Origin of the sequence: Rhizobium leguminosarum (assembly GCF_010668065.1) — a bacterium.
Taxonomy (GTDB): Bacteria; Pseudomonadota; Alphaproteobacteria; order Rhizobiales; family Rhizobiaceae; genus Rhizobium; species Rhizobium leguminosarum_S.
Genome location: NZ_WUEN01000005.1, coordinates 159,917 through 181,761 on the forward strand (window position 1 = coordinate 159,917; position 21,845 = coordinate 181,761).

Here is a 21,845-nt window from a genome sequence, read left to right on the forward strand (position 1 = left end):
GCCAATCTTTTCAAACCATTGAAAGGAAAAGACCGGCGGCGGCGTTAAGGATAATGCTTCCCTAAAAGACGACCATTCGACTAGACTATTGACAGCTGCCTTGCTTCTGTCATGATCCCGTTAACGTTTGTTAGCTTTCGTGATCGATGGAGGTTGATTGCATGTTCTTTCTCGGTGGGATGACCATGGGTTACCTCGATCCTCCTGTTAAAGCCGATCGCCGGGAACAGATTTCGGCATCCATTCCTGCGGAAAAGGACCGTCGGCTGATCGAGACTTCCTCCAACCCGTCGCAGACCGAGAACGCCGTCGAGCGCTCGTTGATCTGGGCATGGCGCACGCTCTGCTAAAAGGGCTGGTTGAATTTTCTCTTCCGCTCGCTCTGGACGGAAATTTATCTCTACCTACTTGATAGAGAAAATAAGAATATAAGCGCGAGCCGCACAACCGGCCGCACGAGAAACAACGGAGGCGACATATGGCAGATCTGGGTATTTCGCATGCTCACGTGAACCAATATGGTTCCGTACCGACCAAGAAGCCGCTCACCACGCGCCACAGGCTTCAGACGATGCTTCATGGCGCGATCTTCACCGCGGCATTTCTGTTCGTCGTCGCCATGGTTTGCGGCGTCGTCGGGTAATCCGGCGTGATCAAGCGTCGGCAGATGCCGGCGCTGCGGCGGTTTCCGCCTTTATCGAATTCCGGAACATTTAATTTGTCTCGGCATTCTCCTGACACTCAAACGTCAAAAGGAGAATGGTCACGAGAGGCATTTTATTATGGTGATCGGCATTCCGATCCCGATCATTCTTCCGTACTTTTTCACGCCATCCAAAACATGCCCGAGCGACCTTGATCTCGAGCGGAAGCGGCATGGGCTACAACCGCCCAAACCGCCGCCAGACGCATGGTCAGGCGATCATGCGCCCTTTGTTTGTCTGAAATCGAAGAGCTCTTGCAGTGCCGGAACCAGGTGCCGGCATTTTCGTCATTTCCACTGCCCAGACAAGCTCGCCGGGCGGCGGCGCATGCCTCTTGACTTGAATTTTCCCGAGGATGTCCAAGTTTTCGACATGGCTGTCGCGGAGAGGGTATCGATGGTCTTGATCCCGTCGGGTCACGTCCTGAACAGGGATTAGCCCGTTTGCATCGCTTGGCCCGAGTGTCGTTCACCCCGGCTTCATCGATCTTTGAAGAATAGGGCTCCGTTCATGTAGCAGTCATGATAAGCAGTGCAAAAGGCTGAGCAAAACAGCCATAACTTCGTTTGGATCCAGAACCGAACCCATGTCTATTTCTCATCTTTCTCCGAGCCTTCCGCGCGAACCCGATATGAAGCAGATCGATCACAACGGTTCGATCCGTTCGACCTATCTGTCGATCGAGGACATCAAGGCGATGGGCGATGCGGTCGCCCGCAACGGCGTCGACCAGCTGCCGGCTTTCGCCCCCTTCGATTTCTTCGCGCGCCATAAGGAAAACGAGAAGGAAATCCTGCGTGTCTACCGGACCACGGCGACCGACGTCGAGGCCGGCGAGACTATCACGCCGGCGGCAGAATGGCTGCTGGACAATCACTATATCGTCGAAGAGGCGATCCAGGAGGTGCGGCGCGACTTCCCCCGGCGCTTCTATCGCGAATTGCCGACCATGGTCGTCGGCGGCGTCGAGGTGCCGCGGACCCTCGTGCTTGCCTGGCTCTATGTCGCCCATACCCACAGCACGATCTCGCAGGAAAGTCTGACGGCGCTGGTCGACGGCTTCCAGGCCAGCGAGACGCTCAGGATCGGCGAACTCTGGGCGTTGCCCTCTCTCGTGCGCTACGTGCTCGTGGAAAACCTTCGCCGCATTTCGAGCCGTGTCGAAGCCAGCCGCCGGCTGCGCCGCCGCGCCAACGAGGCGGCCGACGAATTGGTGCGCCTGACCGACCCGGCCGGGGCAGCCGCCTATCTGAAGACGCTGGAACCGCTTGCCGAGGACAATACCTTCTCGACGCAGTTCCTCTATCGCTTGCGCGACGGCTCGCAAACATCGAGCCTGGCGATCACCTGGCTCGACGAGCGGCTGGAAGAGCTCGGCCGCAACACCGAAGAGGCGACGACGGCCGAACACAGCCGGCTCTCCTCCGGCAACGTGACGATGGGCAACATCATCCGCAGCCTTCGCGAGATCGACGATGCCGAATGGTCGGTCTGGGTCGAGCAGGTCAGCCATGTCGACAAGCTGCTCTGGGAGCATTCGGATTACGGCATCCTCGATTCCGGCTCGCGCAACAAATATCGCAAGCAGATCGAGAAGCTGGCCAAGCGCTCGCCGCTGTCGGAAATGGAAATCGCCCAGCTGGCGCTCGACATGACCGATGCCGCCAAGGCCTCCGACGAGCCGCAGCCGCATGAACCGAATGTCGGCGGCTTCCTGTCGGGCGCGCAGCGGCCGAAGCTCGAGGCGCGGGCGAATTATCGCCCGACGGTCATCCAGCATTTCGTGCGCGCCGTGCGCCGGTTCAACTGGCTGGCGATTGCCGTGCCCGTCATGCTGCTGACCATCATCGCCATGGCGATCGTCGGCAAGTTCATGGCGAATGCCGGAATGGGTGCGGTCGAAATCGCCCTGCTGCTGATCATGTTCTCAGTGCCGGCGTCGGAGGGGGCGACAGGCCTCTTCAACACCTTGCTGTCCTTCTTCGTGACGCCGGCGCGCCTCGTCGGCTACGAGTTCAAGGAAGGCATTCCAGAAGATGCGCGCACGCTGCTCGTCGTGCCCTGCCTGATCTCGAACCGCGACAGTGTCGACGACCACGTGCGCAATCTCGAGGTTCATTATCTCGCCAATCCGCGCGGCGAGATCTATTTCGCGATGCTCAGCGACTGGCCAGACAGCGAGGCCGAGGAAACGCCTGCCGATCTCGAGGTTCTCGATTATGCTAGGCGCGAGATCGCCAATCTCTCCGCTCGCTATGCCTATGACGGCAAGACGCGTTTTTATCTGCTGCATCGCCGCCGCCTCTACAACCCCTCGGAAGGCGTCTGGATGGGCTGGGAACGTAAGCGCGGCAAGCTGCACGAGCTGAACATGCTTCTGCGCGGCGACCGCGACACGACCTACCTGCCGGGCGCCAATACCGTGCCGGCCAATGTGCAATATGTCATGACGCTCGATGCCGATACGCGCCTGATGCGCGATGCCGTCACCAAGCTCGTCGGCAAGCTCTATCATCCGATCAACCGCCCGGTCATCAACCCGAAAACCGGCCGCGTCGAAAGCGGCTATGGTGTGCTGCAGCCGCGGGTCACTCCGTCGCTGACGACGGGCAAGGACGCGTCGGTCTTCCAGCGCGTCTTTTCGATCAACCGCGGCCTCGATCCTTATGTCTTCACCGTTTCCGACGTCTATCAGGATCTCGCCGGCGAAGGCACCTTCACCGGCAAGGGCCTTTACCATGTCGACGCCTTCGAAGCGTCGCTGAAGGGCCGGATCGACGAGAACTCCGTGCTCAGCCACGATCTTCTCGAAGGTTCGATGGCGCGTTGCGCGCTCGTCACAGATCTCGAACTGGTGGAGGATTTCCCGATCCGCTACGAGGTGGAAACCTCGCGCCAGCATCGCTGGGCGCGTGGCGACTGGCAGCTTCTCCCCTACATGTTCAATCCGAAATACGGCGTCACGGCACTCGGCCGCTGGAAGATGTTCGACAATCTGCGCCGCTCGCTGACGCCGATCGCCTGGTTCTTCGCCTCGGTGCTCGGCTGGTATTTCATGGGGCCGCTCGGCGCGCTCATCTGGCAGATTCTGCTGATCTTCTGCCTCTTTGTCGCGCCGACGCTGTCGCTCATCAACGGCATCATCCCGCGCACCAGCGATATCATCGCCCGCGCTCATCTCTATACGGTCTGGGCCGATATCACGGCGGCCAATGCGCAGGTTGCGCTGCGCATCGTCTTCATCGCCGATTCGGCTTGCATGATGGCGGATGCCATCGGCCGTTCGCTCTACCGCCTGTTCGTCAGCCGCAAGCTGATGCTGCAGTGGCGGACCGCCGCCAGCGTTCAGGCCGGCGGCCAGGGTACGTTGATCTCCTATTACAAGGCGATGTGGCATGCGCCGGTGCTGGCACTGCTGGCGCTCGGTTTTGCTGCCCTTCCCGGCGACAACGCCTTCCTCGTCGGCATTCCCTTCGCGCTGCTGTGGATCCTGTCGCCTGTTGTCGCCTGGTATGTCAGCCAGTCGGCGGAGACCGAGGACCGGCTCGAGGTCGCCGATTCCGTGTCGAGCGAACTGCGCAAGATCGCCCGGCGCACCTGGCGTTATTTCGAGACCTTCACGACGGCCGAGCAGAACTATCTGCCGCCGGACAATATCCAGGAAACGCCGCATGTGATTATCGCGGCGCGCACCTCGCCGACCAATATCGGCGTCTATCTGCTTTCCGTCGTTTCCGGCCGGCATTTCGGCTGGTTCTCCTTCGAGGAGACGCTCGAGCGGCTGGAGCAGACGATCGCGACGATCGACAAAATGGAGAAATTCCGCGGTCACCTGTTCAACTGGTACCACACCGATACGCTGCAGACGCTTGGTCCCCGTTATGTCTCGGCTGTCGACAGCGGCAATCTCGCCGGCCATCTGATCGCCATTTCGTCGGCCTGCCGCAACTGGGCCGAGGCGCCGTCCGCTCATATGCAGGGCAATCTCGACGGCGTCGGCGACACGGCCGGCATTCTCGGTGAAGTGCTGGCGGACCTGCCCGACGATCGCAAGACCGTGCGCCCGCTGCGCCGGCGCCTGGAGGAGCGCATTGTCGGCTTCCAGAACGCGCTTGCCGCCGTCAAGCGCGAGCACGAATTCGCCTCGATCCGCATCATCAATCTCGCTGTTCTCGCGCGCGATATCGAGAAGCTCGCCGCCAATCTCGACCATGAGGTCAAGTCAAAGCAGAGCGAAGAGGTCACCTTGTGGGCGGCATCGCTGGTGAAGGTCTGCGAGGCGCATATTTCCGACAGCACCTTCGATCTTTCCAAGGTCGATGCGCTGAGGCCGCGGCTGGTGGCGCTGCGCGACAAGGCGCGCGATCTCGCCTTCTCGATGGATTTCGGCTTCCTGTTCCGGCCGGAGCGGCGTCTGCTGTCGATCGGCTATCGCGTCGAAAGCGGTGAACTCGACCAGGCCTGCTATGACCTTCTCGCCTCGGAATGCCGCCTGACCAGCCTCTTCGGCATCGCCAAGGGCGACCTGCCGACGGAACACTGGTACCGCCTCGGCCGCCAGGTCGTGCCTGTGGGGTCGCGCGGCGCGCTGGTTTCCTGGTCCGGCTCGATGTTCGAATATCTGATGCCGCCGCTCGTCATGCAGGAGCGCGGTGGGGGGATCCTCAACCAGACGAACAATCTGGTCGTTGTCGAGCAGATGAATTACGCCCGCAAGCTCGGTATTCCCTGGGGCATTTCGGAAGCGGCCTTCAATGCCCGCGACCATAACCTCAATTATCAGTACACGAATTTCGGCGTGCCGACGCTCGGCCTGAAGCGCGGTCTCGGCCACAATGCCGTCATCGCCCCTTATGCCTCGCTGCTTGCCGCCCAGTACGACCCGCCGGCCGCGCTGGAAAACCTACAGAGACTGCGCAAGGTCGGTGCGCTCGGCAAGTTCGGCTTCCACGACGCCGTCGACTTCACGCCGACGCGCGTGCCGGAAGGCAAGAAATGCGCCGTGGTCTACAATTATTATGCCCACCATCACGGCATGTCGATCGCGGCGGTCGCCAACGTCGCCTTCAACGGTCATCTGCGCGAGCTCTTCCACGCCGATCCCGTCATCGAGGCAGCGGAGCTGCTGCTGCAGGAAAAGGCGCCGCGCGACATTCCGGTCATGAGCGGCAAGCATGAATCCGACACACCGGCCAGCATCCAGGACGATCTCCTGCGGCCGGAGCTCAGGAAGATCAGCGATCCGGCTTCGCGCGACCGCGAACTCGTGTTCCTGTCGAACGGCCATTATTCGCTGATGCTGACGGCGACGGGCGCCGGTTATTCCCGCTGGAACAATCTTTCCGTTTCCCGTTGGAAGCCTGATCCGACTGAAGACCGCTGGGGCAGTTTCATCTTCCTGCGCGATACCGCCACCAACGAATGGTGGTCAGCGACATCAGAGCCGAAGGGCGTCGAAGGCGAAAAGATCAAGGTCGAATTCGCCGACGAGAAGGCGCAGTTCACCAAGATCGTCGGCGACCTCACAAGCGAGGTGGAGTGCATCGTCGCGACCGAGCATGATGCCGAAGCCCGCCGCGTCACGCTGCTCAACATGGGCACGGAGGACCGTTTCATCGAGGTCACCTCCTATCTCGAACCGGTGATCACCTCCGACGATACCGACAACGCGCATCCGGCATTCGCCCGCATGTTCGTCAAGACAGAGATCGGCAAGCGCGGCGACGTGATCCGCGCCGAACGCAACAAGCGCGACCCGAACGAGCCGAACATCAGCATCGCACATCTGATCGTCGACAATGCCGGCGACACCCGCCATACCGAATTCGAGACCGACCGGCGCAAGTTCATCGGCCGTGGCCGCAGCCTTGCCGATGCGGCGGCCTTCGATCCGGGCGCGACGCTTTCCGGCAGCGACGGCTTCATGCTTGATGCCGTCATGTCGCTGCGTCGCACCGTCCGCGTACCGGCCGGCAAGAAAGTCAGCGTGATCTTTTGGACGATTGCGGCGCCAAGCCGCGAGGAAGTCGACAAGGCGGTCAATCGCTATCGTCATCCCGACGCCTTCACCCACGAGCTCGTCCAGGCCTGGACACGCACGCAGGTGCAGATGCGCCATGTCGGCGTCACCTCCCAGCAGGCGGCCGCCTTCCAGCATCTCGGGCGCTATCTCGTCTATCCCGACATGCAACTGCGCAAGGACGAGGCGACTGTCGAGGCCGGCCTGCAGTCGCAATCGGCGCTCTGGCCGCTGGCGATCTCCGGCGATTTCCCGATCTTCACGCTGCGCATCAACGACGACATGGATCTCGACATCGCCCGCGAGGCGCTGCTGGCGCAGGAATATCTGCGCTCGCGGGGCGTCACCGCCGATCTCGTCATCATGAACGAACGCGCTTCGTCCTATGCGCAGGACATGCAGCATGCGCTTGACGCCATGTGCGAAAACGTCCGCCGCATGGGCCAGGCCGACGGGTTGCGCCAGCATATTTTTGCGGTTCGCAAGGACCTGATGGAGGAAAGTACCTACCATGCGCTGATCGCGGCTTCCCGCGTCACGCTGCACACCAAGAACGGCAAGGTGGTCGACCAGATCAATCGCGCCGTCGCGCTGTTTGCACCCTCCAAGGAGGAACTGCAGGAGATGGAACGGGCCGAGCGCAACAAGGCGCCGGTCAAGCGTATTGCGCCGGTGCCACCACCTGTTGTGCCCGCCGTCGTCATCGAGGAGGAAGGCGATCTCGACTTCTGGAACGGCATCGGCGGCTTTGCCCGCGACGGACGCGAATATGTCGTTCGGCTGCCTGGAGGTCATGCGACGCCGCAGCCCTGGATCAATGTCATTTCCAACGACAGCTTCGGCTTCCACGTGTCGGCCGAGGGCTCGGGCTTCACCTGGAGCGTCAATTCGCGCGACTATCAGCTGACCTCCTGGTCGAACGATGCAGTGGTCAACCGTTCGGGCGAGGCGTTCTATCTCACCGATCTGGACAGCGGTGCTGTCATGACGCCGTTCGCAGCGCTTTCCCGCCGGCCGGACATTCGTTTTGAGGCCCGCCACGGGCTCGGCTATTCCGTCTTCTCCAGCGTTCAGCACGATATCGCGCTCGAGCTGACGCAGACGATCGACCGCGAAAAGCCGGTGAAACTGCAGCGCTTGCGCTTGCGCAACACCGGGTCGACCAGTCGCAAGCTGCGTCTTTATGGTTACGTCGAGTGGATCCTCGGCAGCAATCCGGGACGCACGGTGCCTTTCATCCTGTCGAGCCATGATGAGGAGACGGGGGCGCTGTTTGCCACCAATCCCTACAGTATCGATTTTTCCAACCGTACTGCCTTCTTTGCGGCGAGCGAGACGCTTTCGAGTTTCTCGGCAAGCCGGCGCGAATTCATCGGCAAGGCGGGGACGATCCAGGCACCGCAGGCCGTCATTTCCGCCGCCGCCCTTTCCGGCGCGACCGAACTCGACGGTGATCCGGCCGCGGCGCTTGCGATCGACATCGAGCTCGGCGCCGGCGAGGAGCGCGACTTCACCTTCTTCCTCGGCGATACCCCGACGGAAGAAGAAGCGCGCACTGTTATCGCCGATATCCGCAAGGCTTCGTTCGACGAGACCGTCGAGGCAAACCGCGCCTTCTGGCGGGATTTCACCGGCAGGCTGCAGATATCGACTCCGGATCGCGGGATGAACAATCTCGTCAACACCTGGCTGCCCTATCAGAGCCTCGGCTGCCGCATCATGGCCCGCACCGCCTTCTACCAGGCAAGCGGCGCCTTCGGCTTCCGCGACCAGCTGCAGGACACGCTGGCCTTCGTGCTGCACGAACCCTCGCTTGCCCGCCGGCAGATCCTGAATGCCGCTTCGCGGCAATTCCGTGAAGGCGATGTCCAGCATTGGTGGTTGCCGGGAACGGGTGCGGGCGTTCGCACGCTGATCTCGGACGACGTCGTCTGGCTCGCTTACGCAATCCATCACTATTGCAGCGTCACCGGCGACAAAAACGTCCTCGATGAGGAGATCGCCTTCCTGGAAGGGCCGGTACTGCTCGAAGGCCAGCACGACTCGTTCTACAAGCCGGAAATTTCCGAGGACAAGGCGAGCGTCTACGAACACGCGGCGCTGGCGCTCGATCTCGCTATCGTCCGCAAGGGGGCAAACGGCCTGCCGCTGTTCCTCGGCGGCGACTGGAACGACGGCATGAACCGCGTCGGCATCGGCGGGCGCGGCACCAGCGTCTGGCTCGGCTGGTTTCTGGCGGGGGCATTGCGCTCCTTCGTTCCCTATGCCGAAGAGCGCGGCGACACGGCCCGCGCAGAGCGCTGGTCGGCGCATCTCACCGAGCTGAAGAAGGCACTCGAAACCGCGGCCTGGGATGGCGGCTACTATCGCCGCGGCACGTTCGACGATGGTGCACTGCTCGGCTCCAGGGAAAGCCCCGAATGCCGGATCGATTCGATCGCGCAGTCCTGGAGCGTGCTGTCGGGCGAGGGCGATCCGGCCCGCGCAGTTACGGCGATGGATGCGGTGCTCGATCAGCTGGTCGACGAGGATGCCCGCATCATCCGGCTGTTCACGCCGCCTTTCGTCAATTCCGCCAGGGATCCCGGCTATATCAAGGCCTATCCGCCGGGTGTGCGTGAAAATGGCGGGCAATATACCCATGCGGCGACCTGGGTGGTGATGGCGCTGGCGGAGCTGAAGCGGGGCGACGATGCCTTCCGCTGCTTCCAGATCCTCAATCCGATCACCCATGCGCTCGACAAGGCTTCAGCGGAGCAATACCGCGTCGAACCCTATGTCGTGGCGGCCGACGTCTACGGAAACGAGCCTTATACGTCACGCGGCGGCTGGACCTGGTATACCGGGTCAGCCGGCTGGCTCTACCGCGCCGCCGTCGAGGGCATCCTCGGTATCCGACTGAAGGACGGTCGGCTCTATGTGCGCCCGTCGCTCCCGTCGGAATGGGACGGTTTTGCGGCAGAGGTGGAGCAAGGCGGCGGCAAATACCGCATTTCGGTCTCAAAAGCGTCCAATGACAGCGGCTACACTCTGTCGATCAACGGCCGCGAAGTCACCGATCCCGAAGAGGGATATCCGCTCGGATAACAGCGTTCTCCACGCTGAAAAACACGGCGATTCGCGACGGCCAAAAGGGAACCCTTTTGGCCGTCGTCGCGTTTGCAAATCGGATAATAAGGAGAGACCAATGGCAAGCACGCCGACCCAAGCCATCGTCACGGGGCGCAGCTCCCTATCCGCAGCTGCGCCAGTGCGTGACACGAGGCTCGACGTCTTGCGCGGCGTGGCGCTGATCATGATCTTCATCAATCATGTTCCCGGACAAATCTTTGAATATGTGACGACGAAGAATTTCGGTTTCTCCGATGCCGCCGAAGCCTTCGTGCTGATCTCGGGCATCGCCGTCGGCCTTGCCTATGGATCCCGCTTCCAGCCGGGCAACCGGCTCACAGTGGCGATCAAGGCGGTAAAGCGCGCCTTCACGCTCTATCTCGCCCATATGATCACCACCTTCATGACGCTGGCGCTCTTCATCTGCGGTGCCTGGCTGTTCCATCGGCCGGGCTTGCTGGTCGAAATCAATATCCTGGCGGTTCTGATGAACCTGAAGGAAGGCATTCCGGCGCTGCTGCTGCTCGGCCACCAGATCGGCTACAACAATATCCTGCCGATGTATGGCGCGCTGATGCTGATCGTGCCGATCATCCTGCTGTTGAATGCGCGCAGCCCCTGGCTGGCGCTCGGCGTATCGGCCACGGTCTGGCTGCTTGCGGGCATCTATGAGGTGGCGCCGCACAACATGTTGATCGAGGGCTACTGGTTCCTCAATCCGCTCTCCTGGCAGTTCCTGTTTGCGATCGGCATCGTCTCGATGCTGCATATCAAGCGTGGCGGCACCATCCCGCAGCATCCGCTGCTGCTGACGGTCGCTGCCGGTTACGTCGTGCTGTCCTTCATTTGGGTGACCGGCCATCTCTGGATTTTCGGCAACTCGCTGGCAGCACTCGGCCTGCCGACTGTTATCACTGGTTTCGACAAGACCTTCCTGTCGCTGCCGCGGCTGCTGCACGTGCTGGCGCTGACCTATCTCGTCATCAGCATCCCGGCCCTCTCGCGTATCCTGCGCCGTCCTGCGGACCATCCGCTGACGATCCTCGGCCGCCATTCGCTGAACATCTTCGTCGCCGGCACGATCCTCGCCATGATCGGCCAGGTGGTGCTCTACATTACCAACAAGGACCAACTGGTCGGTCCGCTCTTCGTGATTACAGGGATCGCGATACAATTCGCCTATGCCTATTATCTCGAACGCAAGCGCCAGCAGGGCAGGCTCAAGGGGAAACTCGTCACCGATACCGCCTCTATCCCCGTTCCCGTCCGCATTGGCAGAACGGCAAATGCCTATCGCCAGAACGATCGGAAATAGGGCTCGGATTTGCCCGACATGAAAGAGCCGGTGGCCGATGGCCGTCGGCTCAATTTCTATGCATGAGGATGTTCACCAGCTTGCCGAAGGGATCTCGGACATAGAAGCGTCTGACGCCCCAGGGCTCGTCGGCCGGGCCGTACTCGATCGGGAAGCCTGAGGCCGACATCGCCTCGAAAGCGGCATCGAGATCATCAACCTCGATCGAGAGGTCCGGCACCTCCGCTCCGGAACCGCCTTCACTGGCGATGCTCAGTTGAACGTTCATCGAGCGCGCCGCGCCGAATGTCGTGATCCAGCCGTGATCCATGATGACGTCAAGACCGAGGATATCCTGATAGAAGCGCCGGGCCAGGGTGATATCCTCTGCCTGGATATTGGCGACGATGCGCAGGACCTTCATGGGTTTTCTCCCTATGCTCCGTTGACTGGCGAAGGTTAGGGAAGATCGGCGAGGTGATCAATCGGCCTTGGGAAGCGGAGACGTTGCTGCGTGTGATACCCCCCTCTGCCCTTCCGGCCTTTTTGTTAGCCTGGAGTATAGGCGGCGGCGTGCCGTGGTCGCCCCCCTCTGCCCTGCCGGGCATCTCCCCCACAAGTGGGGAGATTGGCTGAGTGCGACGGCTTCCCCAAACAACTGGCCGTTATATGAATCTAAACTGAAGGCGATTTGGCACGGCAGCTAGGACGGTTGATGCTTTACGGGGAGGCAAGCTCCTTGCCGATCTCCCTCCTTGTGGGGGAGATGCCCGGCAGGGCAGAGGGGGTATCGCATGGTAAGGCGCCGCTCCAGGGGCTCTGGCAAACAAAAAAAGGCCGGAAGGGGCACTGCCCTTCCGGCCTTTTTCTTCAACCCGAACCGAACAGATCAGGCTGCTTCGGTCGCATGAGCCTTGCGGACTTCTTCGTCCGTCAGGATGCCGCTGGCACGCAGCAGGGCGGCGAAGCGGCCGTTGCTGTGGCTGAGTTCGTCGAAGCTACCCTGTTCGACGACGCGGCCGTCATCCAGGAAGAGCACCATATCGGCTTCGCGGACCGTCGACAGGCGGTGGGCGATGATGAAGGTGGTGCGGTTCTGGCGCAGATTGTCGATCGCGGCCTTGACGCGGGCTTCGGTCTCGACGTCGAGCGCCGAGGTCGCCTCGTCGAGCACCAGGATCGGCGCGTCCTTGAGGATGGCGCGGGCGATCGCGATGCGCTGGCGCTCGCCACCGGAGAGCTTGTTGCCGCGTTCACCGACATGCGTATCGTAGCGATCCTCACGGGTCTCGATGAAATCGGAAGCAGCGGCGGCTTCGGCCGCACGGCGCATTTCCTCTTCACTGGCACCCTCGCGGCCAAGGCGGATATTGTCGCTGATCGAACGGTTCAGCAGACCCGCATCCTGGAAGACGGTGGCGATGTGGCGACGCAGCGACTTGCGGGTCACCTTGGTGATATCGGTGCCATCGACGAGGATCTTGCCGCCCTGGGCATCGTAGACGCGCTGCAGCAGGTTGACGAGCGTCGTCTTGCCGGCGCCGGTCGGGCCGACGATCGCGACCGTCTGGCCTGCCTTCACCGAGAAGGAGACGTTATGCAGACCCTGCGAGCTGTTGCCGAAGCCGAAGGAGACGTCGCGGAATTCGATTGCGCCGCTGACGTCCTTGATCTCGCCGTTGCCTGCGGGCTCTTCACGTTCACGCACCGAGTCTTCCAGCGCATAGAATTCCTCGAGCTTGGAACGGGCCTCGAAAATCTGCGTAGCGAACTGGCGCATCAGGTCGAGACGGCCGATCAACAGGTTGGCAAAGCCGATGAAGGCGATGACTTCGCCGACGCGCAGCTGGCCGGCCTGGACGAGGATGGTGCCGATGATCAGAACCACCATCATCGCGATGGTCGACGCCATGCGGTTCAGTGCGCTGGCGATCGCCCACCAGTCGAGCACCGGATACTGGGCTTCGAGCAGACGGTCGGCGAAGGATTTCAGCGCTCTGGTTTCGGCCTCGATGCGGTTGTAGCTGTGCAGGACAGAAACGTTGCTGATCGAGTCGCTGACATGCGAGAAGACGGTGTGATAATGGTTCTCGACCGAAGCTTGGCCGTCCTTGGTGCGGCTCATCACGACGCGGCCGATCAGCCAGTAGGCGATGGCGAGCACCATGAGCACGGCGGAAAGGCGCAGGTCCATCGACATTGCGGTCGGTATCAGAAGGGCAAGCGCGATGACCGTCGACAGGTGGTTGCGCATGAATTCCAGCCAGAGGCCAAACAGCGTCTCGCAGGCGCGCAGCAATGTATGCAGCGCGTTGGAGGTGCCACGCTGATGGTGCCAGCCAAGCGGCATGGAAATGATGCGGCCGAAGGCTTCCGTCAACAGCGTCGCCCGCCGGCCATGGGCCAGCCGGTCGGCCTCGCGGGCCACCAGAACGAAGGCAATGGTGTTGAAGACGGCGAAAGTCGCCCACATGAAGAGGATGGGCTTGACCTCACCCTTGCCCGAAATCGCATCGATGATGCGACCGAACAGGATCGGCTCCGCGATGGTGATCGTCGCAAGAACAATGTTTGCGACAACGACCAGGGATACGCGCAGCTTGTAGGCGCCAAGATAGCGCAGAGCTCTTGCATAGACCTTGAATAGCGTCACGTCGAACCTCTTGTGCATCTGCGAAAACGGGATGATGCGATGCTACAAAAGGCTACCTGAACGGGCGATTAACGGAGTATTCAGGGTTCAACCGATGTGATGATTGATACGATCGTACTATTGCAGGACGCGACGAGATGGCCATGGCGCCGAAATTGCCGTTCGGCTATATCTCGCGACAATTTGCGCTTGCATTTTATTAAATGTTTAGCGCAGCATTAAAATTACAGACTGCATTTATTGAAGACCGTTTCGCGACCAGTTTGACCAGCCGCCGACGGCCTCATGCGGGCATCAGGTCCGGGCAAGGGGCATTTTTGTGAATATTAATTCGTTAATTCAATTGCTTGTAATTCTGGAAGAATGCTCAAATCCTGAAGCCGTCGTCACCGAGCTGGAGCAGATCCTCCACGTTTGTGGCTTCGAATATTACGGTCTGCCACGCCATTTGCCGCAGACCCCGATGCAGCAGAATCCGGAGCCCTGGGCTGCGGCGCTTGCCGGCCGCTGGCCGGAACAATGGCCGCAGATATATACCGCGAAAAAATATGCTCTGATCGATCCGATGGTGCGCTATCTCGCTCATGCGCAGCGGCCTTTCCGCTGGCGGGAGGCGATGGCCGCCTTCCGCAAGGACGCCTATCATCGCCGCATGGAGCAGATGATGGTCGATGCCTTCGGGCACGGGTTGGAGGATGGCTACATCTTTCCCATCCACGGACGCAACGGCATTCTCGCCAGCCTTAGTCTCGCCGGCAAGCCGATTGAGCTGTCGCCGGTGGAAATCGCATTGCTGGAGGCGGTGGCGCGCAAGGCCTTCTGGCGCTTGCTCGATCTGAAAGGCGAGGCGCAGGCACTGGAAATCGTGCTGCCGGCCGACACGCCGCTGACGCGGCGCGAGATGGAAATTCTGCATTATCTCGCCGAAGGCATGACTTCGATGGAGATCAGCAAGATGCTGAAGATCTCAAACCACACCGTCGACTGGTATATGAACGGCTTGCAGGACAAGCTGAAGGCGAAAAACAGGCAGCAGGCGGTAGCGCTTGCCTTCCGTCATGGCCTGATAAGTTAGAATGTCGAAAAATTGCATTTCGCAGTCGCAAGATAAATTGAACTTTCTGTGACAAGAAGTTAAGAATTTCCTTCGCGGGTGCAGCATTCCCGCGTCTGAACGTCTGAGGAGACCGTTTTGCCCATTTCCAAGATTCTCGTTGCCAATCGCTCTGAAATTGCCATCCGCGTGTTCCGTGCGGCCAACGAACTTGGAATAAAAACCGTGGCGATCTGGGCGGAAGAGGACAAGCTGGCGCTGCACCGCTTCAAGGCGGACGAGAGCTACCAGGTCGGCCGCGGCCCGCATCTTTCCAAGGACATGGGTCCGATCGAGAGCTATCTGTCGATCGAGGAGGTGATCCGCGTTGCGAAACTCTCCGGCGCCGATGCCATCCATCCCGGCTACGGCCTGCTGTCGGAAAGCCCCGAATTCGTCGATGCCTGCAACAAGGCCGGCATCATCTTCATCGGCCCGAGGGCCGATACGATGCGCCAGCTCGGCAATAAGGTTGCGGCGCGCAACCTGGCGATCTCGGTCGGCGTTCCCGTGGTGCCGGCCACCGGGCCGCTGCCGGAGGACATGGCCGAAGTGGCGAAGATGGCGGACGGGATCGGTTACCCCGTCATGCTGAAGGCCTCCTGGGGCGGCGGCGGGCGCGGCATGCGCGCGATCCGCGATCCAAAGGATCTCGCCCGCGAGGTGACGGAAGCCAAGCGCGAGGCGATGGCGGCCTTCGGCAAGGACGAGGTCTACCTGGAAAAGCTCGTCGAGCGCGCCCGCCATGTCGAAAGCCAGGTTCTCGGCGATACGCATGGCAATGTTGTGCATCTCTTCGAGCGTGACTGCTCGATCCAGCGCCGCAACCAGAAGGTCGTCGAGCGCGCGCCGGCGCCCTATCTCTCTGAGGCGCAGCGCCAGGAACTCGCCGCCTATTCGCTGAAGATCGCAGCCGCGACCGATTATATCGGCGCCGGCACCGTCGAATATCTGATGGATGCCGATACCGGCAAATTCTACTTCATCGAAGTCAATCCGCGCATCCAGGTCGAGCATACGGTGACCGAAGTCGTCACCGGCATCGATATCGTCAAGGCGCAGATCCACATTCTCGACGGCTTTGCGATCGGCACGGCGGAATCGGGCGTGCCGCGCCAGGAGGATATCCGTCTCAACGGCCATGCGCTGCAGTGCCGCATCACCACGGAAGATCCGGAGCATAATTTCATTCCGGATTACGGCCGCATCACCGCCTATCGCTCTGCGTCCGGTTTCGGCATCCGCCTCGACGGCGGCACCTCCTATTCGGGCGCGATCATCACCCGCTTTTACGATCCGCTTCTCGTCAAGGTCACGGCATGGGCGCCCAATCCGTCCGAAGCGATCGCCCGCATGGACCGGGCGCTGCGCGAATTCCGCATTCGCGGCGTGGCAACCAACCTGACCTTCCTCGAAGCGATCATCGGCCATCCGAAGTTCAGGGATAACAGCTACACGACGCGCTTCATCGACACGACGCCGGAACTCTTCCAGCAGGTCAAGCGCCAGGATCGCGCCACGAAGCTGCTCACCTATCTCGCCGACGTCACCGTCAATGGCCATCCCGAAGCCAAGGATAGGCCGAGGCCGCTGGAAAACGCTGCCGAGCCGGTGGTTCCCTACGCCAACGGCAATACGGTCAAGGACGGTACGAAGCAGCTCCTCGACACGCTCGGCCCGAAGAAATTCGGCGAATGGATGCGCAACGAAAAGCGCGTGCTTTTGACCGACACGACGATGCGCGACGGCCACCAGTCGCTGCTCGCCACCCGCATGCGCACCTATGACATCGCCCGCATTGCCGACACCTATGCGCATGCGCTGCCAGGCCTTTTGTCGCTCGAATGCTGGGGCGGCGCGACCTTTGACGTCTCCATGCGCTTTCTGACGGAGGACCCGTGGGAGCGCCTGGCGCTGATCCGCGAGGGCGCGCCGAACCTTCTGCTGCAGATGCTGCTGCGCGGCGCCAACGGCGTCGGCTATACCAATTATCCCGACAATGTCGTCAAATATTTCGTCCGCCAGGCGGCCAGGGGCGGCATTGATCTCTTCCGCGTCTTCGACTGCCTGAACTGGGTCGAGAACATGCGCGTCTCGATGGATGCCATTGCCGAGGAGAACAAGCTTTGCGAGGCGGCGATCTGCTATACCGGCGATATCCTGAACTCGGCCCGGCCGAAATACGATCTGAAATACTACACCGACCTCGCCGTCGAGCTGGAAAAGGCGGGCGCCCATATCATCGCGCTGAAGGATATGGCTGGTCTCCTGAAACCGGCCGCGGCGAAGGTGTTGTTCAAGGCGCTGCGCGAGGCGACCAGCCTGCCGATCCATTTCCACACGCATGATACATCGGGTATTGCGGCCGCAACCGTTCTTGCCGCCGTCGATGCCGGCGTCGATGCCGTCGATGCCGCGATGGATGCGCTTTCCGGCAATACCTCGCAGCCCTGTCTCGGCTCGATCGTCGAAGCGCTGCGCGGTACGGAGCGCGATCCGGGCCTCGATCCGGAATGGATCCGCCGCATCTCCTTCTATTGGGAAGCGGCGCGCAACCAGTATGCCGCCTTCGAAAGCGATCTGAGGGGCCCGGCATCCGAAGTCTATCTGCATGAAATGCCGGGCGGCCAGTTCACCAACCTCAAGGAACAGGCCCGCTCGCTCGGCCTCGAGACCCGCTGGCATCAGGTGGCGCAGGCCTATGCCGACGCCAACCAGATGTTCGGCGATATCGTCAAGGTGACGCCGTCTTCCAAGGTCGTCGGCGACATGGCGCTGATGATGGTGTCCCAGGACCTGACGGTTGCCGACGTCGTCAGCCCTGACAAGGAAGTCTCCTTCCCGGAATCTGTGGTCTCGATGCTGAAGGGCGATCTCGGCCAGCCGCCGTCAGGATGGCCCGAAGCGCTGCAGAAGAAGGCGCTGAAGGGCGATAAGCCCTATACCGTGCGCCCTGGCTCGCTGCTCAAGGAGGCCGATCTCGATGCGGAGCGCAAAGTCATCGAGACGAAACTCGAGCGCGAGGTCAGCGACTTCGAATTCGCCTCCTACCTGATGTATCCGAAGGTCTTCACCGACTTCGCGCTCGCCTCCGATACCTACGGCCCGGTCTCGGTGCTGCCGACGCCCGCCTATTTCTATGGTCTCAAGGATGGCGAGGAGCTGTTTGCGGATATCGAGCGCGGCAAGACACTCGTCATCGTCAACCAGGCGATGAGCGCCACCGACAGCCAGGGCATGGTGACCATCTTCTTCGAGCTCAACGGCCAGCCGCGCCGCATCAAGGTGCCGGACCGGGCCCATGGGGCGACGGGTGCCGCCGTCCGCCGCAAGGCCGAACCGGGCAATGCCGTTCATGTCGGCGCGCCGATGCCGGGTGTCATCAGCCGTGTCTTCGTCTCGCCCGGCCAGGCCGTCAATGCCGGCGACGTGCTCGTCTCGATCGAGGCGATGAAGATGGAAACGGCGCTGCATGCGGAAAAGGATGGGACGATTTCCGAAGTATTGGTGCGGGCCGGCGATCAGATCGATGCCAAGGACCTGCTCGTCGTCTACGCAGGTTGAAGGCGCCCATCAGACGACTTTGTGAGCGGGTTCCATTCACTCGATTGTGTACGATCGGCCTGTCAAAAAGCTGATTTTTCGAAGCCTTCGCGCCTTGCCCGGCGCGGAGGCTTTCTCATAAACTTGCGCTCCCACCATCCGCCCCCGAGACCCATCAGGAAATGATATCCATGAGCAAGTTGAAGATTGCCGTCATCGTCGGCAGCACGCGTATTGGCCGTTTTGCCGAGCATCCGGCCAAGTGGATTGCCGCTATCGCCGCCGAGCGGCAGGACATCGAGGTCGAGGTTCTCGACCTGCTCGACTACCCCATGCATTTTTTCGGTGAGCAGCGTGCCACGACCGCTGAAAGCGAGACGGCAGAGCGCTGGAAAAAGAAGCTGCGTGAATTCGACGGCTTCATTTTCACCGTCGCCGAGTACAATCACGCTCCAACGGCGGTTCTGAAGAACGCCATCGACCTCGGCGAGTTCATCCACAAGCCGGTCGGCTTCGTCGGTTACGGCGGCGTCGGCGGCGCACGTGCGGTCGAGCATCTCCGGCTGATCTTCGTGGAAATGGGTGCGGCTTCGGTGAAAACCGGCGTGCATATCGCGCTTGGCGAATATCTCGGCGTCCTCAAGGAAGGCAAGAGCCTCAGCGATTACGCGCATCTCAACGAAGCGGCGAAGAACCAGCTCGACCAGCTTATCTGGTGGGGCAATGCGCTGAAGGCGGCGCGTGCCGTTGTCACGGCCTCCTGATTGGAGTTCCAGCCAGCCGGGATGTTCGCATCCCGGCACTGGATCCGGATGATTTTAGGCCAAGTCGGCCTAAAATCTGAATCCGGATCTAAATCAAAGAAATAGAGCATGATGTCGTCCGAAAACCGCTCACACTTTTCGGCATCATGCTCTAGCTCAAATATCGTAAGTATGGGCGGCGTTGATCGTCGAGATGAAGCGCTTGGTGCGTTCGCGCTCCGGCGCGCTGAAGATCGCCTTGGCGCTGCCCGTTTCCACCACGCTGCCGGCTTCTAGGAAAACCACGTCATTGGCGATCTTCGAGGCGAGCCGGAGATCGTGGGTTGCCATCACCATCGTCGTGCCTTCGCTGGCAAGCTTGCCCAGCACATCGACCACTTCGGCCGAAAGCTCGGGATCGAGGGCGGATGTCGGCTCGTCGCAGAGAAGCACGCTCGGCGAGGGCGCCAGGGCACGGGCGATTGCGACGCGCTGCTGCTGGCCGCCCGACAGCGTCGAAGGCCAGGCATCGGCCTTGTCGGTCATGCCGACCTTGGTCAGCAATTCCATCGCACGCTCGCGCGCCTTTTCCCTCGGCCATCTCAGCACCGTCACCAGGCCCTCCATGACATTCTCGATCGCGGTCTGATGCGGAAAGAGCTGGAAGTTCTGGAAGACCATGCCTGTCTGGCGGCGGATCTTCTGGATCGCCGGCCAGCTCGTTCGTTTGCCCGGTGCAAAGGCCAGCGTTTCCTCTCCGAGGCGGATGGAGCCGGCGGTCGGAATTTCGAGCAGGTTGATGCAGCGCAGCAGCGTGCTCTTGCCGCCGCCGGAAGGACCGACGAGCGCGGTAACGCTGCCTTCGGGGATGCGGATGCTGATGTCCTTGAGGATGACGGCATCGCCGAAGCGCTTTTCGATGTTGGAAAGCTCGATCATGCATTTGCCTCCAGCATGCCGCCATACCGCGCGAAGCGGCGTTCCAGCCGCACCTGCAGCTGCGAGAGGACGGAGCTCAGGACGAGATAGACCAGCGCCGCCTCGATGTAGAGGATCAGCGGCTCGTAGGTGGTGGCGACGATGCGTTGCGCGGCCTGGAAGAGTTCCGGTACGGTGATCGCGGCGGCAAGCGAGGTATCCTTGACCAGTGAGATGAAGGTATTCGACAAAGGCGGCACGGCGACGCGGGCGGCCTGCGGCAGGATAGTGCGGCTCATCGCCTGGCGCCAGCTCATGCCGATCGAATAGGCCGCTTCCCACTGACCTTTGGGCACCGAAGAGATGACGGCGCGGATGATCTCGGAGCTGTAGGCGCCGATATTCAGCGTGAAACCGATGAGGGCGGCGGGAAAGGCATCGAGCAGGATGCCGAGGCTCGGCAGGCCGTAGAAGATGACAAAGAGCTGGACGAGCAGCGGCGTGCCGCGGATGACCCAGACATAGAAGCGCGCGACGGCCGAAAGCGGCATCGGCCCGAAGAGCCGGCCGATCGCCGTGGCGAGCCCGAGCGTCAGCCCGAAGGCGAAGGATAGCAGGGTCAGCGGAATGGTGAAGATCAACCCCGCCCAGAGGAGCGAGGGTAGCGATTCCGCCATCAGTTGGAGCCAGTGCGGCAAGGGGGTTCCCTCTCGTCGGTTGGGTCGTGATACTCGAAATACCCCTCCCCAACCCCTCCCCACAAGGGGGAGGGACTTATCTAGGTGCCGCCTCGCAAGAAATCGCGACCGAGCGGCAGGCCGAAACGGTTATTTGGAGATGAGGCGTTCCGCCGCCAAAGTCCCTCCCCCTTGTAGGGAGGGGTTGGGGAGGGGACTTTTTCTTGAACGAAGCTTACTTGGAAACGTCCTGGCCGAAATATTTGTCGGCGATCTTCTTGTAAGTGCCGTCGGCTTTGATGTCGGCAAGCGCCTTGTTGATTTCGGCCAGAAGCTCCGGCTCGTTCTTGCGGATGATGATGCCGGAGTAATCGGCATTTTCCTGCTCGGCGACGATCTTCACCGGCGCGTCCGGCTTGTGTTTTTTGAAATCGAGGAAGGAGAGGCTGTCGTTGATCGTGGCGTCGGCGCGTTTGGTCAGCACTAACTGGATCGATTGATCAAAACCGTCAGTGCCGACGAGTTCGGCACCGGCTTCGGTTGCGAGCTTGCCGAAGTTGCTGGTCAGCGACTGGGCGGCCTTCTTGCCCTTCAGGTCGGCGAAGGACTTGATGCTGTCGTCGCCGTCGCGGGCGATCAACACGGCCTTGGAGGCGATATAAGGCTCGGAGAAATCGTATTTCTGCTTACGGGTTTCGGTGATGCCGACCTGGTTGATGACGGTATCGTAGCGTTTGGCATCGAGGCCGGCGATCAGGCCATCCCACTTGCCTTCGACGAACTCAGCCTTGACGCCGAGCTTGGCGGCGATCGCTTCGCCGATCTCGACATCGAAGCCGACGAGCTTGCCGCTTTCGTCATGATAGGTGAAAGGCGCATAGGTGCCTTCGGTGCCGATCTTGAAGACGCCGGCCGATTTGATGGCGGCGAGGTTTTCACCGGCATGGGCAGGCAGGAGGGCTGCAGCCTGAATGAGGGCGGCGGCGGCGACGGTTTTCAACCAGTTCATTGTTTTATCCATCCTTGGGAGGTTGTTATCGGATGGGGATAGTTGGCAGAAAATTATGGCGCAGGAAGCGTAGAAAACTGC

12 protein-coding genes are annotated in these 21,845 nt (G+C 61.2%); 7 read left to right on the forward strand and 5 right to left on the reverse strand.

Features of this window, described 5'->3' with window-relative positions; genetic code table 11:
• Positions 1 to 161: 161 nt before the first annotated feature.
• From GR198_RS16085 to GR198_RS16095, 4 genes are all read left to right on the forward strand, one after another.
• Positions 162 to 350, forward strand: a complete 189-nt coding sequence (locus tag GR198_RS16085; RefSeq protein WP_003543859.1) for a hypothetical protein — start codon at positions 162 to 164, stop codon at positions 348 to 350.
• 128 nt (positions 351 to 478) lie between these two features.
• Positions 479 to 643 (forward strand): hypothetical protein, encoded by a 165-nt coding sequence (locus tag GR198_RS35410; protein WP_003543858.1) that lies wholly within the window; start codon positions 479 to 481, stop codon positions 641 to 643.
• A 647-nt stretch (positions 644 to 1,290) separates the two neighbouring features.
• The gene (locus GR198_RS16090; RefSeq protein ID WP_164069244.1) at positions 1,291 to 9,810 is read left to right on the forward strand and encodes a GH36-type glycosyl hydrolase domain-containing protein; all 8,520 of its coding nucleotides are present in this window, start codon (positions 1,291 to 1,293) and stop codon (positions 9,808 to 9,810) included.
• Positions 9,811 to 9,910: 100 nt separating this feature from the next.
• A complete protein-coding gene (locus GR198_RS16095) occupies positions 9,911 to 11,149 on the forward strand; it encodes an OpgC family protein (protein ID WP_164069245.1) in 1,239 nt (412 codons plus the stop codon).
• Positions 11,150 to 11,198: 49 nt separating this feature from the next.
• Here the strand turns inward: GR198_RS16095 and GR198_RS16100 are convergent, their stop codons facing one another.
• Positions 11,199 to 11,552, reverse strand: a complete 354-nt coding sequence (locus tag GR198_RS16100) for a VOC family protein (RefSeq protein WP_164069246.1) — start codon at positions 11,550 to 11,552, stop codon at positions 11,199 to 11,201.
• Between the two features lie 465 nt (positions 11,553 to 12,017).
• The gene (locus tag GR198_RS16105; RefSeq protein ID WP_164069247.1) at positions 12,018 to 13,781 is read right to left on the reverse strand and encodes a glucan ABC transporter ATP-binding protein/ permease; all 1,764 of its coding nucleotides are present in this window, start codon (positions 13,779 to 13,781) and stop codon (positions 12,018 to 12,020) included.
• Between the two features lie 319 nt (positions 13,782 to 14,100).
• On the opposite strand from GR198_RS16105, the gene GR198_RS16110 reads away from it, so the two are divergent.
• The 3 genes from GR198_RS16110 (at position 14,101) to GR198_RS16120 (ending at position 19,181) form a co-directional block, all read left to right on the forward strand.
• Positions 14,101 to 14,856, forward strand: a complete 756-nt coding sequence (locus GR198_RS16110) for a helix-turn-helix transcriptional regulator (protein ID WP_164069248.1) — start codon at positions 14,101 to 14,103, stop codon at positions 14,854 to 14,856.
• Between the two features lie 117 nt (positions 14,857 to 14,973).
• Entirely contained in the window at positions 14,974 to 18,438 is a 3,465-nt protein-coding gene (gene pyc / locus GR198_RS16115) for a pyruvate carboxylase (protein ID WP_164069249.1), read from the forward strand.
• A gap of 170 nt (positions 18,439 to 18,608) precedes the next feature.
• Entirely contained in the window at positions 18,609 to 19,181 is a 573-nt protein-coding gene (locus tag GR198_RS16120) for an NADPH-dependent FMN reductase (RefSeq protein ID WP_164069250.1), read from the forward strand.
• A gap of 156 nt (positions 19,182 to 19,337) precedes the next feature.
• Here GR198_RS16120 and GR198_RS16125 read toward each other — a convergent pair whose 3' ends face one another.
• The 3 genes from GR198_RS16125 to GR198_RS16135 form a co-directional block, all read right to left on the reverse strand.
• Positions 19,338 to 20,099, reverse strand: coding sequence for an amino acid ABC transporter ATP-binding protein (locus GR198_RS16125; protein ID WP_164069251.1), 762 nt, complete (start codon positions 20,097 to 20,099; stop codon positions 19,338 to 19,340).
• Positions 20,096 to 20,776 carry an amino acid ABC transporter permease gene (locus GR198_RS16130; RefSeq protein WP_130853453.1) on the reverse strand — a complete coding sequence of 227 codons (681 nt, stop codon included), beginning with the start codon at positions 20,774 to 20,776 and terminating at the stop codon, positions 20,096 to 20,098. Before GR198_RS16130 ends, GR198_RS16125 begins: the two co-directional genes overlap by 4 nt.
• 214 nt (positions 20,777 to 20,990) lie before the next feature.
• Entirely contained in the window at positions 20,991 to 21,764 is a 774-nt protein-coding gene (locus tag GR198_RS16135; RefSeq protein WP_011653981.1) for an amino acid ABC transporter substrate-binding protein, read from the reverse strand.
• Positions 21,765 to 21,845: the final 81 nt, after the last annotated feature.

What these genes read in the sequence shown, in the direction of transcription:
- GR198_RS16090 (WP_164069244.1), top strand. Translation starts at nt 1,291, where the DNA reads ATGTCTATTTCTCATCTTTCTCCGAGCCTTCCGCGCGAACCCGATATG.
- GR198_RS16085 (WP_003543859.1), top strand. Translation starts at nt 162, where the DNA reads ATGTTCTTTCTCGGTGGGATGACCATGGGTTACCTCGATCCTCCTGTT.
- GR198_RS16120 (WP_164069250.1), top strand. Translation starts at nt 18,609, where the DNA reads ATGAGCAAGTTGAAGATTGCCGTCATCGTCGGCAGCACGCGTATTGGC.
- GR198_RS16135 (WP_011653981.1), bottom strand. Translation starts at nt 21,764, where the DNA reads ATGAACTGGTTGAAAACCGTCGCCGCCGCCGCCCTCATTCAGGCTGCA.
- GR198_RS16125 (WP_164069251.1), bottom strand. Translation starts at nt 20,099, where the DNA reads ATGATCGAGCTTTCCAACATCGAAAAGCGCTTCGGCGATGCCGTCATC.
- GR198_RS16100 (WP_164069246.1), bottom strand. Translation starts at nt 11,552, where the DNA reads ATGAAGGTCCTGCGCATCGTCGCCAATATCCAGGCAGAGGATATCACC.
- GR198_RS16095 (WP_164069245.1), top strand. Translation starts at nt 9,911, where the DNA reads ATGGCAAGCACGCCGACCCAAGCCATCGTCACGGGGCGCAGCTCCCTA.
- GR198_RS35410 (WP_003543858.1), top strand. Translation starts at nt 479, where the DNA reads ATGGCAGATCTGGGTATTTCGCATGCTCACGTGAACCAATATGGTTCC.